Raw genomic sequence first — 14,933 nt, forward strand, 5'->3', positions numbered from 1 at the left:
GCATTCCATCTCACCCTCCTGTCCCGTGTTCCGCTCATACGCCTGCAGGCCTTAGGCTCCGGGCCGGTATCCGCTGCACCCGGGTTTATTTTACAACGGCAGCTCTCCGATCGCCGTTTAAAAAAACGCAGACAGCGTTCGAAACGCTGTCTGCGCCATCTCCTAAATAATATTCAACATCTTTTGCGTCGCCTTGATCGCGCATACCGTCTGGTCTGAATCCAAGCCCCTGGTTTTAAAGGTCTTATTATCCTTTTCCCAGGTGATCACCGTTTCACAAAGCGCATCAGAGCTGCTGCCCGGTGCAATGCGAACCGTGTAGTCTACCAGCTTTGGCAGATGAAGTCCCTTTTTATAATAGACTTTCGTTAACGCCTTCATAAAAGCGTCGAACTGTCCGTCGCCTTGCGCGTGCTCCTCGTACACGCGGCTGTCAATACAAATAGCCAGCGTAGCGGAAGGGCGCAAACCCTTGGCATGGGTCAGTACATACGATTCGATCTTTACTTTTTCTTCGTACATACTGCTATCCAGCACGTCAGAAATAATATAAGGAAGGTCCTCTTTTGTGACGATCTCCTTTTTATCACCCAGCTCAATGACGCGCTGGGTAACCTTTTTAATATCCTCATCAGAAAGCTTTAAGCCGAGCTCCTGAAGGTTTTTCTCAATGTTTGCTTTGCCTGAGGTCTTCCCTAAAGCATACTTGCGTTTCCGCCCGAATCGCTCAGGAAGCAGATCATTGAAGTATAAATTCTTTTTATTGTCACCGTCCGCATGGATTCCTGCAGTTTGAGTGAACACATATTCGCCAACAATAGGCTTGTTTGCCGGAATCCGAACTCCCGAAAAAGTCTCCACCAGCTTGCTTACTTTGTAAATAGACTCTTCCTTGACGCTTATCTCCGCCTCAGGAAGAAAGTCGTTGATGACGGCAATAACACTTGCCATCGGGGCGTTTCCGGCTCTTTCGCCCATTCCATTAACCGTCAGGTGCAGACCGTCAATTCCGGCTTTCACCGCCTCCAGCACGTTGCCCGTAGCCAGGTCGTAGTCGTTGTGTGCGTGGAAATCAAAATGAATGGAAGGATATTTTTCTTTAAGGGCGGAAATAAAACCAAAGGCCTCAGAAGGAGTAAGCACCCCTAAAGTGTCCGGTAGCATGATCCGTTTCACAGCCTGCGTCGAAAGAAAATCAAGGTATTGCCATACATACTCGGGGGAGTTGCGCATACCGTTACTCCAGTCTTCCAGGTATACATTGGTTGCAATACCGTGGCTTTCTGCCAGTGCGATCGTTTTAGCAATATCCGAGAAATGTTGCTCTGGCGTTTTCTTGAGCTGGTGTGTCAGGTGGTTCAGTGATCCTTTGGTTAACAAGTTCTGCACCTTTACTCCGGCCTTCACCATCCAGTCAATAGAAACACCATTATCCACAAAGGAGAGGATTTCGATGCGGTTGATATAGCCGTTTTCCAAAGCCCAGCTCGTGATTGCTTCTACCGCCTGAAATTCCCCCTGCGAAACTCTTGCAGAAGCCACTTCAACCCGATCTACCTTGAGCTCCTCAAGTAATAATTGTGTAATGGTAAGTTTTTCAGAAATAGAAAAAGACACCCCTGAAGTCTGCTCTCCATCACGCAGGGTGGTATCCATTATCTCGATTTTCCGTCTGTTCATCTGGAGTGGTTACACGTTGGTTTTCCCCTTGCTGACGGGGCAAAATGAGTACACCGGTGCGTGGAATTTCTCAACCCCTTGCACCGGTGCAAACTTATGAAATAATATTAGAACGGACGCTGTGTTGCGAACTCCTGGATTTCTCCTTTGATGTTTTGAAGATAGTCGATATCGTCAAAACCGTTCTGCATGTTGTCTTTTTTGTAAGAGTTGATGTCAAAGCTCTCTTTTTCGCCTGTAGCGAGAAGCGTAATTGTTTGCTCTGGCAAATTGATCTCCAACTCGGTATTTGGATCAGCGTAAACCGCGTCGAAGATCTTTTGCAAGAATTCAGGACTCACCTGTACCGGCAATACACCGATATTTAAACAGTTACCCTTAAAGATATCAGCGAAGAAGCTGGACACAACGGCACGGAATCCGTAGTCATAAACAGCCCATGCTGCGTGCTCACGTGATGAACCAGAACCGAAGTTTTTACCGCCCACCAGGATTTTACCTTTGTAGGTAGGGTCGTTCAATACGAAATCAGCTTTAGGGGTATTGTCGCTGTTATATCTCCAGTCGCGGAATAGGTTATCACCAAAACCTTCACGCTTCGTTGCTTTTAAGAAACGTGCAGGAATGATCTGGTCGGTATCTACGTTCTCGATAGGAAGTGGAACCGCAGTACTTGTTAGTATAGTAAATTTATCGTAAGCCATTTTTTTTAGAGGTTGAGAGCTGAAAGGTAAAAGGTACTTGTTTGACGCCCTATTACAAGGCTCTTAAACGTTTACTTTAACTTTTACTTCCAGGTTTTAACAATTATAGGACCGGCGAAAGGCGAGATAAAGCGCTAACACCCTTTACCTCTAACCTTTCCCCTTTTACCTTTCCTATGCTAATTCTAAAGTTTCTTCTTCAATTAAAGTTCTCGGATCTGTTACAACACCTGTTACAGCAGCAGCAGCAGCCACCAAAGGGCTAGCCAGCATAGTTCTTGCACCAGGTCCCTGACGTCCTTCAAAGTTTCTGTTGGAAGTACTTACTGCATATTTACCTGCCGGAACTTTGTCGTCATTCATCGCCAGACATGCAGAACAGCCAGGCTGACGAAGCTCAAATCCTGCTTCTGTTAAGATATCCAGGATACCTTCTTCTTTAATCTGCGCTTCAACGATATGAGATCCCGGTACCAACCATGCAACCACATTATCTGCTTTTTTACGGCCTTTTACTAGGGATGCAAAAGCTCTGAAGTCTTCGATACGACCATTTGTACAGCTTCCTACGAACACATAATCCACCGGTTTCCCGATCATTGCTTCACCTTCATGGAAGCCCATATAACCTAAGGATTTCTCGTAAGTCGCTTTTCCACCTTCAACCTCTTCAGCAGTTGGAATAGCCTTAGAGATGCCCATACCCATACCCGGGTTAGTTCCGTAAGTGATCATCGGCTCAATGCTGCTACCATCAAACGTGTATTCCATATCGAACACAGCATCAGCATCAGTCTTTAATGTTTTCCAGTATTCCATTGCTTTATCCCAAGCCTCGCCTTTCGGCGTGAACTCTCTGCCCGCAATGTAGTTGAAAGTAGTTTCATCAGGAGCGATCATACCACCGCGTGCACCCATTTCAATACTCAGGTTACACACCGTCATACGACCTTCCATACTCATTTTCTCAAATACTTCACCTGCATACTCTACAAAGTAGCCAGTAGCACCAGAAGTAGTTAATTTAGAGATAATAAACAAGGCCACGTCTTTGGGAGTAACACCTTTACCTAAAGAACCGGTAATATTGATTCTCATTTTCTTTGGCTTCGGCTGCATAATACACTGTGAAGTAAGAACCATTTCTACCTCAGAAGTACCAATACCGAATGCGATAGCACCAAAAGCACCATGAGTAGACGTGTGAGAGTCACCACAAACAATAGTAGCGCCTGGAAGGGTAATACCGTTTTCAGGACCAACAACGTGTACGATACCGTTTTTCTGGTGACCTAATCCCCAGTGACGGATACCGAATTCGTTGGCATTCTCCTCCAGTTGTTTCAGTTGGTTAGCTGAAAGAGGATCTGCGACTGGTAAATGCTGGTTAATCGTTGGGGTGTTATGGTCGGCTGTAGCGAATGTACGCTCAGGATACAGAACACTTAATCCTCTGCTTTTCAATCCTAAAAAAGCTACCGGACTGGTAACCTCGTGGATCAAATGGCGATCAATAAAAAACACATCTGGGCCACCTTCAATTTTACGTACCACATGCGAGTCCCACACTTTGTCAAATAAAGTCTTGCTCATTTTACTTTTAATTTACTATTGTCTTTAAACGTTCCCTTTTTACTTCGGGTACTCTAACTATGTCATTTTGAAGCAATTTGCTTCAAGTAGTATACTATTTTGGCTAACGCAGACAGCGTTCTAAACGCGACGGACCAAACTACACAAACTTATTCAGCGCATCCAGGTACGCATTGGCCGAAGCCCTTACGATATCGGTACTGAACCCGTAGCCCATGTACGATTTATCTTCAAACATCACCCGCATATCCACCTTGCTCACATCGTCGCTACCCCCGTGGATCGAATGAATATTGAATTCCTTAATTTCGATATCTTTCTTCAGAATACTGAGGATCGCATTGATAGTTGCGCTCACCGGACCGTTACCTTTTGCCTTCGCCGTATAATCTTCGCCATTGTAGTGAAGACTGATCTCTGCTTCCGGTTGCTCCTGATCTCCGGTTGTCACTTTGATAGAGTTGATGCTGATGCCGTTTTTGTAATTCGTTTCGTCAGCACCCATCAATTTCAAAAGATCGTCATCCTTTACCTCTTTTTTCTCGTCTGCCAGCTCCAGGAACTTCTGATAGGTGTGGTCGAGGTCGATCTTTTCAATGGTATATCCCAAACGCTCCAGGTGGTGCTTCAATGCGGCCCGACCGCTACGAGCTGTTAATACGATATCCGCTGAATCAATACCTACATCCTCCGGGTTGATGATCTCGTAGTTCTCCCGGTGTTTCAGGAATCCATCCTGGTGAATACCGGAGCTATGAGCAAATGCATTTTTACCTACAATCGCTTTATTTGGTTGAACAGGCATGCGCATCATCCGGCTCACCATTCCGCTCAAGTTGTAGATATGTTTGGTGTTGATGTTGATCATCTCATGATAACCCAAACCTTTGTGCGTATTCAGGATCATCACCACTTCTTCCAGCGACGTATTTCCCGCACGTTCCCCGATTCCGTTGATGGTACACTCTACCTGGCGGGCACCGTTTTGAAGACCGGCAATGCTGTTGGCAGTAGCTAAGCCTAAGTCGTTATGACAGTGAACAGAGATCACCGCCTGGTCGATATTTTTCACGTTCTCTTTCAGGAACTTGATTTTCTCCCCGTATTGCTCCGGTAGGCAGTAGCCATTTGTATCCGGGATATTTACTACCGTTGCACCTGCCGCAATCACCGCCTCGATCATTTGCGCTAAGAAAACATTGTCAGCACGACCTGCATCCTCAGCGTAGAACTCGATGTCCTCCACAAAAGACTTCGCATACTTTACCGCTTCTACGGCACGCTCAAGAATCTTTTCGCGGGTACTGTTAAACTTGTATTGGATGTGCATGTCGGATGAACCGATTCCCGTATGGATACGCGGGCGTTTTGCATGCTTTAGCGCTTCTGCTGCACAATCGATATCTCCTTTATTTGCACGCGTTAAGGCACAAATAATTGGCTCACGAATAGCCTTGGATAATTCAACCACACTTTGAAAATCGCCGGGACTAGAGATGGGGAATCCAGCTTCAATGATGTCTACTCCCAGTTTTTCCAGTGCCTCAGCAATGATGATCTTTTCAGGAGTTGTTAATTGAGAACCAGGTACCTGCTCGCCGTCACGCAGCGTAGTATCAAAAATATAAATACGGTTTGGATCGTGTAACATCGTTTTTGGTTGTTGATTTAGTGTGGGGATGCTTATTCGTTTTTATTTCCTGTTTCTTGAATACCATCCCCGGGTATTAAAACAGCTTCTGTTTTTTTATGCTAAGCAGCTTTCTGCAAGAGTTTCGATGGCTACTACTTCGCCCTCGTTCAACTCAATCCGTTTCTCCAGGCAGGAGGGGAGTGCCGATGCAAAATGGCCCACATAAATAATGGTCATGCCATTCACACTTAACTCGTCCACCAGCTGGTTAAAGTAGGCCGTTTGCTGCTGGTCCAATCCCTGACAGGGTTCATCCAGAATTAACAGTTCCGGATTTTTGATAATCGTTCTTGCCAGTAGCACCAACCGCTGTTTTCCAAGAGGAAGGGCGCTTAACAAGTCGTTTTTATGTTCTGTCAGTTCAAAGAACTCAATCAATTCATCAACCTTGGCACTTTTTGAAAAAGGTAATTGCCTGTACAAACCCACCGAATCATAAAAGCCCGAAGCAATACTTTGCCAAACCGTTGATGTCGCATCAAAATACCAGTGAAACTCCGGGGAGATAATCCCTGTATGTTGCTTGATATCCCAGATGCTTTCGCCACTGCCTCTCTTGTTGCCGAACAAGTAAAAATTGTTGGCGTACGACTGCGGGTGGTCTCCATTTATTAAACTTAACAGGGTCGACTTTCCGGATCCGTTTGGTCCCTGTAAAAGCCATTTCTCACCTGCTCTAACTTCCCAGTTTATATTTTTTAGAACCTGTTTATCTCCGTATCGGATGCTGACGTCGATCATTCTAAGGATCTCATCAGAGGTATAACCAGGCCGTACCTGCAAAAAGTCAGGTAAGTCCTTCGATTGTCTCTGGTAAGATACCGAAATCTCGTCCTGCGAATCCAATCGTTTCAATTGCCCGTTTTCAATTTCTGCGTAGCAATTGATGCTTGCGGGTAACTCTTTGTCGTTGCAGATCAGGATCAGTTGAACTCCCGCTGCAACGGCTTCATCCAACAAGCCATTTAGCTTCCGCCGGGATAAAGCATCCAAACCCGTATAGGGCTGGTCTATGATAAGCAACTGAGGCTTCAACCATAGCGCTTTCACCAGCTGTAATTTCTTATGCTCGCCGCTTGATAGTTCCAGCAGTTGCGAGTTTTTGAGTGCCGAAAAGTTCAAAGCTTCCATCAGCTTTTCTGCTTCTTCGAACTCTAGATTTTTATCCTTCCCGTAATGCTGTAGTTCAGCTTTTACGGTAACTGTTTCATTTGCCTGCAGGCTGGTGTATCGTTGTTGATAATAGAAGTTGGATAAACCTTCTATATTTTTAAAGCGGTACCAGCTTTCTACAAACAGGACTTCCGCAGGTAATCTGCTCTTTTTGTTAAAGTCGATCTTAAGCTCTCCGGCAGCCGACTGCATTTCTGCAATAATTTTCGCAAGAGAAGTTTTTCCGCTTCCGCTTGCTCCTCCAAGTAACCAGTTCTCACCGTGCTGAATAGTCCAACCCAAATTGTTCAATACCTGCTTTTGCTGGTATCTTAAATTTAAGCCTGTTATTCTCACCAATGGTTCCATTTGTTGAAGGACTCTTTCTTTGTCAGTTTGACTCTTTTGTCATTTCGACGATAGGAGAAATCTTTGCGTAATGCTTTAGATCTCTCCTAAGGTCGGGATGACAAGCAGCCCAGGAACGAGCTGCTATTGTATAGTTAATTTTATGCTGTGGTTGTTGTGTTCACCAACTACAAATTATGCGGTTTTAATCGCTTTCATTGCAGTCATCGCTTTACGCAATTTAGTACCCACAATTTCAACAGGGTGATTACGTAAAACTTCGTTGATAGCAACCAATTGCTGATTGTCTACTGAACCATCTTTACCTTCGTTGTAGTTTTTACCCACTACGTCAGTGTCAATTTTCTTCATGAAGTCAGCAAGCAAAGGCTTACAAGCCTGATCGAACAGATAACAGCCATACTCAGCAGTATCAGAAATTACGCGATTCATTTCGAACAGCTTCTTACGAGCGATGGTGTTCGCGATAAGTGGAGTCTCGTGTAACGACTCGTAGTAAGCAGACTCAGGTTTGATACCTGCTTCAACCATCGTTTCGAAAGCCAATTCAACCCCAGCTCTTACGAAAGCAACCATCAGTAAGTAGTTATCGAAGTACTCTTGCTCACCGATCTTCACATCACCGGCAGGAGTTTTCTCGAAAGCAGTTTCACCTGTTTCAGCTCTCCATTTCAATAGGTTTGCATCACCGTTAGCCCAGTCTTCCATCATGGTACGGCTAAATTCTCCGCTCATGATATCATCCTGATGTTTTTGGAACAACGGACGCATGATGTCTTTCAGTTCTTCAGAAAGTTCGAAAGCTTTTACTTTAGCAACATTGCTTAAGCGATCCATCATTCCGGATACACCACCATGTTTCAACGCTTCAGTGATTACTTCCACACCATATTGAACCAGTTTAGAAGCGTAACCAGCGTCGATACCTTTTTCAACCATTTTGTCGAAAGAAAGGATAGAACCTGTTTGCAGCAATCCACAAAGGATAGTTTGCTCGCCCATCAGGTCAGATTTTACTTCCGCAACGAAAGATGATAAAAGAACACCAGCACGGTGACCACCAGTGCCTACGCAGTAAGCTTTCGCCCACGCTAAACCTTTTCCTTCAGGATCATTTTCAGGGTGAACTGCAATCAGGGTAGGTACACCAAATCCTCTTACATACTCAGAACGAACCTCAGAACCTGGTGATTTAGGTGCCACCATGATTACTGTGATGTCCTTACGGATCTGCATGCCTTCTTCTACAATATTGAAACCATGAGAGTAAGATAAAGTAGCTCCCTGTTTCATCAATGGCATTACAGCGTTAATTACTGCAGTGTGTTGCTTGTCAGGAGTCAGGTTAATTACCAGGTCAGCCGTTGGAAGTAGTTCTTCGTAAGTACCAACATTGAAGTTGTTGCTTGTAGCGTTTTTCCACGAATCCCTTTTCTGCTCGATAGCCTCCTTACGCAATGCATAACTAACATCTAAACCACTATCTCTTAGGTTTAAACCCTGATTTAATCCTTGAGCTCCGCAACCTACGATCACAATTTTCTTTCCTTTAAGTGCGTTCACACCATCAGAAAATTCAGAATTGTCCATGAATTCGCATACACCCAGCTGGTTTAGTTGTTCCCTAAGGGGTAGTGTATTAAAATAATTTGCCATTTTTTATTGCTTGATTTCTATTTGATTTTTACGTTAATGTTCCTTTTCAGCAGGCTAAATAAGCCCCTCCTTTAAAGCGGCGCTAATTTAGTGCAAATATTTAAATAAGAGGTCATCAGGTCGGGCCTTTCACCTTCTGGCCGTTACCTTCGGCCCGGGCTATCCGCTCATACTGCTCAGGGCCTTAGCCACAGGGCCGGTATCCGCTTCTATCCCTAACGGGCGTATCTAGGGCCGTTTCTACCCTTTCAAGGCCCTTGAACAACCTACATGGTGAACACTTTGTCCCTTTTGTCCAGGTACTCATTCTCACCCGGCTCATGCCCCGGCTCCATGCTTTCAAACTCACGAAGCTTTCTGTTGAAGCCTTCGCTGTGCTTGATGATCGCTACTCGGGCACTCCTCACAAACTCGATCAGTCCGAAGGGCTGCAGCTTTAATATCAACGCATCTGTTTCTTCCCGGTGGCCTGTGGTCTCGAACACGGTGTAGTCGTGTCTGATTACTACCACCCGAGCACCATTTTCACGAAGAAGACGCTCTACTAGGGCTTTTTCGGCAATCTGATCAGTAGGAACCTTGTACAAAGCCATCTCCTGCCAGATCACGTCCTCATTGGTATTGTAGTACACTTTTAGAACTTCCACCTGCTTCTCAATCTGGCGGCACACTTTTCTTACCACTCCTTCAGATTCGGTGATCACTATGTTGAAGCGGTGAATACTCTCGATCTCAGAAGGAGAGGTGTTCAAACTTTCAATATTGATCTTTCTTCTGCTGAAGATAATGGCAATACGGGTAAGTAACCCGATCTGGTTTTCGGTATAAACCGTGATGTTATATTCCTGCTTCTCAGGATTTAAAATGTGATCTGTCATGATGATTTTTTTAAGAAGCTGCCTGGTAGCTTTCGGCTTACCCTTTCAGCTATATCCTTTAACCTTATTTCAACCTGATTTCACTCACGCTACATCCTTGCGGAACCATCGGGAACACGTTATTCTCTTTGGTTACCATTACCTCCAGCAGGTACGAACCCGGGTGATTCAGCATCGCTTCAAGGGCTGGTCTTAAACTTTCCCTGTTTTCTACTTTCTGGCCTGGGATATAGTAACCTTCGGCTACCTTCACATAATCAGGACTCGTGATGTTTACAAAAGAGTAGCGCTTGTCGTGGAACAGCTGTTGCCACTGACGCACCATCCCGAGGAACTGGTTGTTCAGGATCAATACCTTCACATCCACGTTAAACTGCATGATGGTTCCAAGCTCCTGGATCGTCATCTGTACACCACCATCACCAATTACTGCAATCACCGGCTTATCCGGTGCACCGTACTTCGCACCAATGGCGGCAGGCAGACAGAAGCCCATAGTTCCTAAACCACCGCTGGTCACGTTGCTTCTGGTATTGTTGAGCTTGGCGTAGCGGCAGGCTACCATCTGGTGCTGGCCCACGTCTGTTACGATCACCGCTTCTCCACCCGTAATTTCGTTGATTTGCTGGATCACTTCGCCCATAGTCAGCTCCTCCGAAGTAGGGAATAACTCTCCCTGGATGACTTGCTCTTCTTCCTGACGCTGATATTCGCGAAACTTCGCCAGCCATTCGGTGTGTTGTTTAGCCTCTACCAATTCGGTCAATAAAGGAAGGGTCTCCTTACAGTCGCCCCAAACAGGAACGGTTGTTTGGACATTTTTATCAATCTCGGCAGGGTCAATATCCAAATGGATCACCTTCGCCTGCTTTGCATATTTATCCAGACGTCCGGTTACCCGGTCATCGAAACGCATACCAATAGCGATCAGTACATCACATTCGTTAGTGAGGACGTTCGGTCCGTAGTTACCGTGCATTCCCAGCATTCCCACGTTCAGAGAATGGTCTGAAGGAATAGCTCCGGCACCCAAAATAGTCCAGGCAGAAGGAATCCCCGCTTTTTCGATAAATGCAGCAAACTCTTTTTCGGCCTTGCCCAGAATCACTCCTTGTCCCCATAGAACGAAAGGTTTCTTTGCTGCATTGATCAGCTTTGCCGCTTCTTCAATGTATTCTCTTCTCACTATCGGTTTCGGACGATAGCTACGAATATGTTTGCAGCAGGTATATCCGGAATACTGAAACTTCTGGATCTGCGCATTTTTAGTAATGTCAATCAAAACAGGACCTGGTCGGCCGCTTTTCGCGATATAAAACGCTTTGGCCAACACCTCCGGGATTTCATTGGCATCAGTTACCTGATAGTTCCATTTGGTAACAGGCGTGGTGATGTTGATTACATCTGTTTCCTGGAAAGCATCTGTACCTAAAAGGTGAGCAAACACCTGCCCCGTAATACATACCAGCGGCGTACTGTCGATCTGCGCATCAGCAAGGCCGGTAACCAGGTTCGTAGCACCGGGACCACTGGTGGCAAATACAACACCGACGTTCCCGGAAGTACGAGCATAGCCTTGCGCTGCGTGGATGCCGCCTTGTTCGTGGCGGACCAGGATATGCTCCAGCTTGTCATTGTAATCATACAGAGCATCATAGATCGGCATGATCGCTCCTCCAGGGTAACCAAAAATGGTTTTTACTCCCTCCGCTATAAGGGCCTCCAGTACGGCGGCAGAACCTGACAATTCAATGGTTGTCTTTTGTTCAGTAGCGGTTAATTCTTGTTGTGCTGTATCCATAAAAGTAGTTTTGAGTGCTGAGTTATGTTTGGATTTCTCGCCAAACTCTACTCTCAACCGTTTATTTTATTTAACGCCTTTTTTCTTATTTATATCTACAAATCCGTTACGCAACCTTCTGCTGCGGTGCTTACTTGCTTTGCATATTTATAAAGTAATCCTTTTTTCGCCTTTAGCTCCGGCTGTGTCCAGTTTGCTTTCCGACGTGCGATCTCTTCATCAGAGACTTTCAGTGTCATTACGCGACTGACTGCGTCAATCTCGATGATGTCGTCATCTTCTACCAGTCCGATCAAACCGCCCAGGTAAGCTTCCGGAGTTACGTGGCCCACTACAAAGCCATGCGTTCCACCGCTGAAACGGCCATCGGTGATCAGGGCTACGCTTTTGCCTAAGCCCGCTCCGATAAGTGCCGAGGTAGGTTTCAACATCTCAGGCATTCCCGGAGCTCCTTTCGGACCTACGTTACGGATGACGATCACATCACCATGTTTGACGTGGCCTGAAGAAATTCCTGCAATCAGCTGCGTTTCACCGTCAAATACGCGGGCCGGTCCTTCAAAACGCTCTCCTTCTTTACCCGTGATCTTCGCCACGCTACCACCTTCTGCCAGATTTCCGTAGATGATCTGTAAGTGTCCTGTTGCTTTGATAGGGTTTTCGGCTGGTAGAATGATCTTCTGGTTTTCAAATTCCAGTTCAGGAACTTCCGCAAGGTTTTCCGCAAGCGTTTTTCCGGTACAGGTCAGGCAATCACCATGCAGCCATCCCTGAGAAAGGGCATATTTCATGACTGCAGGTACGCCGCCGATCTTGTGCAAGTCTTCCATCATGTATTTGCCACTTGGCTTCATGTCTGCAAGAACCGGTATCCGGTTGCTGACAGCCTGAACGTCGTCCTGACTTAGCTCCACATCCACGCTTCTGGCCATTGCCAGTAGGTGTAATACGGCGTTGGTAGAGCCACCCAGGATCATGATCGTCACAATCGCGTTTTCAAACGCTTCGCGGGTCATGATATCTTTCGGTTTGATATCGCGCTCCATCAACACGCGGATTGCTTTTCCTGCATCCAGACATTCCTGTTGTTTTTCAGGACTAAGAGCAGGGTTTGATGAAGAGTAAGGTAAACTCATTCCTAAAGCCTCGATAGCAGCCGCCATGGTATTAGCGGTGTAGATACCTCCACAGGCTCCGGCACTCGGGCAAGAGTTTTTAATGATCTCTTTAAAGTCGATCTCATCTAATTGTCCCGCTATCTTTTTGCCCAGCGCTTCAAACGCTGAAACGATGTTCAGATCTTCACCTTTATAATGTCCCGGTGCAATGGTTCCGCCATAAACCATGATCGAAGGGCGGTTTAATCTTCCCATCGCGATCAGACATCCGGGCATGTTTTTATCACAGCCAGGAAGAGCGATTAGCGAATCGTAGTATTGAGCTCCGCAGACGGCTTCAATAGAGTCAGCGATCACGTCGCGGCTAACCAGCGAGTAGCGCATACCCTCAGTACCGTTGCTCATTCCATCACTCACCCCAATGGTGTTAAAGATCAGACCCACCAGGTCTTCTTTCCAGACTCCCTCTTTTACCAGTTTCGCCAGGTCGTTCAGGTGCATGTTACAGGTATTTCCATCATATCCCATACTAGCAATGCCGACCTGCGCTTTTTTCATATCTTCCTCAGTCAATCCAATTCCATAAAGCATCGCTTGTGCAGCGGGCTGGGTCGGATCCTGAGTCAGCGTTTTACTGTACTTGTTGATTTCGGTAGTTTCTGTTTTTTCAGAAGATAAGGCCATATCTGAATCTTTTTTAATTTTATTAGTGCATAAAAAAAAACGCCCTCTTTCTCAGAAGGCGTTCTATACTATTTCCATTAATACGCCTTCGACATACAGTTAAGCAGGAGCACGACCAGCACCCGATTACCGATGCTAATTCGTCCGTTTTGACTGCTGTTAGTTACTGTGCTGTCGTTACGCATTTCTTGTTTGTTTCAGTATGTTCAAGGTAGGAACTAGAGTTTTTTGAAGCAATAGGGCTAGTGATTTTTTTTGAATTAGTATTTTATTTTGTTTTTTCTAATTTTTAGAAATATGATTCTTCTTAGCCTTAATTTGAAAGAATATAAGTACATGTCCTAATACCAAAACCACTTTTGGTATACGGTATGACGAGCGGGCGGGGAAGCAAAAATTTCCTGAATTCTTCCTGAAATGAGGTAATTCATAAAATTTCTTGAATTTCCCGATAAAAAAATAGCAGGTTCTGATTTACCTATAAACGCAGGTCTGGTTAATTTATCGCTCCGCTACTTTTTCAGCCTGCTGAAATTAGTTGAGCATCTCTTGCGCTGGCGGACTAGATAGTTCAAGGGATCTGAAACGAAGTTCCTATCGTAGGTTCTGAGAACCGGCAGTAAAATTGCAACGTTAGCTGGATTGTAAATCCAGAGATACGGCTTCGAGATTGCAAATCTCGAAGAGCGGGGAGACACCGAATTAATTTATCATTTGCTGCCCCGCCCATGATCGTAGCGTCCCGCTACGACCTTATAGATCTCGCCTAGATCAGTATTGCGACTGCTCTTCGGAATTTGTGATTCCGAAGTTCCTATCGTAGGTTCTGAGAACCGGCAGGAAGTTGCAACGCTAGCTGGATTGTAAATCCAGAGATACGGCTTCGAGATTGCAAATCTCGAAGAGCAGGATCTCTTGAGTTTGAAAAATAGATAGTTCAAGGGATCCTGAAACCAGTTCAGGATGACGATGAAAGGAGAGGTAGGCGAAGATGAGCAACTTCAGCTTACGGTCTTGGGTGAAAACAGTTGAAAAAGCACCAGGAGCTCTTCGGAATTTGCAATTCCGAAGTTCCTATCGTAGGTTCTGAGAACCGGCAGGAAGTTGCAACGCTAGCTGGATTGTAAATCCAGAAATACGGCTTCGAGATTGCAAATCTCGAAGAGCGTGTAGAGGTAGGCGAAGATGAGTAATTTCAGCTTGCGGTCTTTGATGGAAACAGTTGAAAGAGCACTAGCGCTACTTCAGATCGTCATGCTGAATTTAGTTCAGCATCTCTTGAGGAATAAAAAAACGAGATGGCAGTGCAAAGGTCAACGGAAAACCAACTGCTCTTCGGAATTTGTAATTCCGAAGTTCCTATCGTAGGTTCTGAGAACCGGCAGGAAGTTGCAACGCTAGCTGGATTGTAAATCCAGAGATACGGCTTCGAGATTGCAAATATCGAAGAGCAGGATCTCTTGAGTTTGAAAAATAGATAGTTCAAGGGATCCTGAAACCAGTTCAGGATGACGATGAAAGGAGAGGTAGGCGAAGATGAGCAACTTCAGCTTACGGTCTTGGGTGAAAACAGTTGAAAAAGCACCAGGAGCTCTTCGGAATTTG

General features: G+C 45.5%; 10 protein-coding genes. All 10 read right to left on the reverse strand.

Annotation, left to right across the window (positions count from 1 at the left end):
- Nucleotides 1-162: 162 nt before the first annotated feature.
- Entirely contained in the window at nt 163-1,680 is a 1,518-nt protein-coding gene (locus J4N23_RS20585) for an alpha-isopropylmalate synthase regulatory domain-containing protein (protein WP_207429736.1), read from the reverse strand.
- Nucleotides 1,681-1,787: 107 nt separating this feature from the next.
- Complete coding sequence (gene leuD, locus J4N23_RS20590) at nt 1,788-2,384, reverse strand: 3-isopropylmalate dehydratase small subunit (protein ID WP_207429737.1); 597 nt, start codon at nt 2,382-2,384, stop codon at nt 1,788-1,790.
- Between the two features lie 174 nt (nt 2,385-2,558).
- A complete protein-coding gene (gene leuC / locus J4N23_RS20595; RefSeq protein WP_207429738.1) occupies nt 2,559-3,977 on the reverse strand; it encodes a 3-isopropylmalate dehydratase large subunit in 1,419 nt (472 codons plus the stop codon).
- Nucleotides 3,978-4,116: 139 nt separating this feature from the next.
- Nucleotides 4,117-5,628, reverse strand: coding sequence for a 2-isopropylmalate synthase (locus J4N23_RS20600; protein ID WP_207429739.1), 1,512 nt, complete (start codon nt 5,626-5,628; stop codon nt 4,117-4,119).
- Nucleotides 5,629-5,724: 96 nt separating this feature from the next.
- Nucleotides 5,725-7,191, reverse strand: a complete 1,467-nt coding sequence (locus tag J4N23_RS20605; RefSeq protein ID WP_207429740.1) for an ATP-binding cassette domain-containing protein — start codon at nt 7,189-7,191, stop codon at nt 5,725-5,727.
- Nucleotides 7,192-7,365: 174 nt separating this feature from the next.
- Nucleotides 7,366-8,847, reverse strand: a complete 1,482-nt coding sequence (gene ilvC / locus J4N23_RS20610; protein ID WP_207429741.1) for a ketol-acid reductoisomerase — start codon at nt 8,845-8,847, stop codon at nt 7,366-7,368.
- Between the two features lie 266 nt (nt 8,848-9,113).
- Nucleotides 9,114-9,725, reverse strand: coding sequence for an acetolactate synthase small subunit (gene ilvN / locus J4N23_RS20615; protein ID WP_207429742.1), 612 nt, complete (start codon nt 9,723-9,725; stop codon nt 9,114-9,116).
- Between the two features lie 64 nt (nt 9,726-9,789).
- Nucleotides 9,790-11,526 (reverse strand): biosynthetic-type acetolactate synthase large subunit, encoded by a 1,737-nt coding sequence (gene ilvB, locus J4N23_RS20620; RefSeq protein ID WP_207429743.1) that lies wholly within the window; start codon nt 11,524-11,526, stop codon nt 9,790-9,792.
- A 95-nt stretch (nt 11,527-11,621) separates the two neighbouring features.
- Complete coding sequence (gene ilvD / locus J4N23_RS20625; RefSeq protein ID WP_207429744.1) at nt 11,622-13,328, reverse strand: dihydroxy-acid dehydratase; 1,707 nt, start codon at nt 13,326-13,328, stop codon at nt 11,622-11,624.
- Nucleotides 13,329-14,725: 1,397 nt separating this feature from the next.
- On the reverse strand, nt 14,726-14,933 hold a 208-nt coding region (locus J4N23_RS20630), incomplete at its 5' end, for a hypothetical protein (RefSeq protein WP_207429745.1).

The sequence above is a fragment of the Pedobacter sp. SYSU D00535 genome (assembly GCF_017355855.1).
Taxonomy (GTDB): Bacteria; Bacteroidota; Bacteroidia; order Sphingobacteriales; family Sphingobacteriaceae; genus Desertivirga.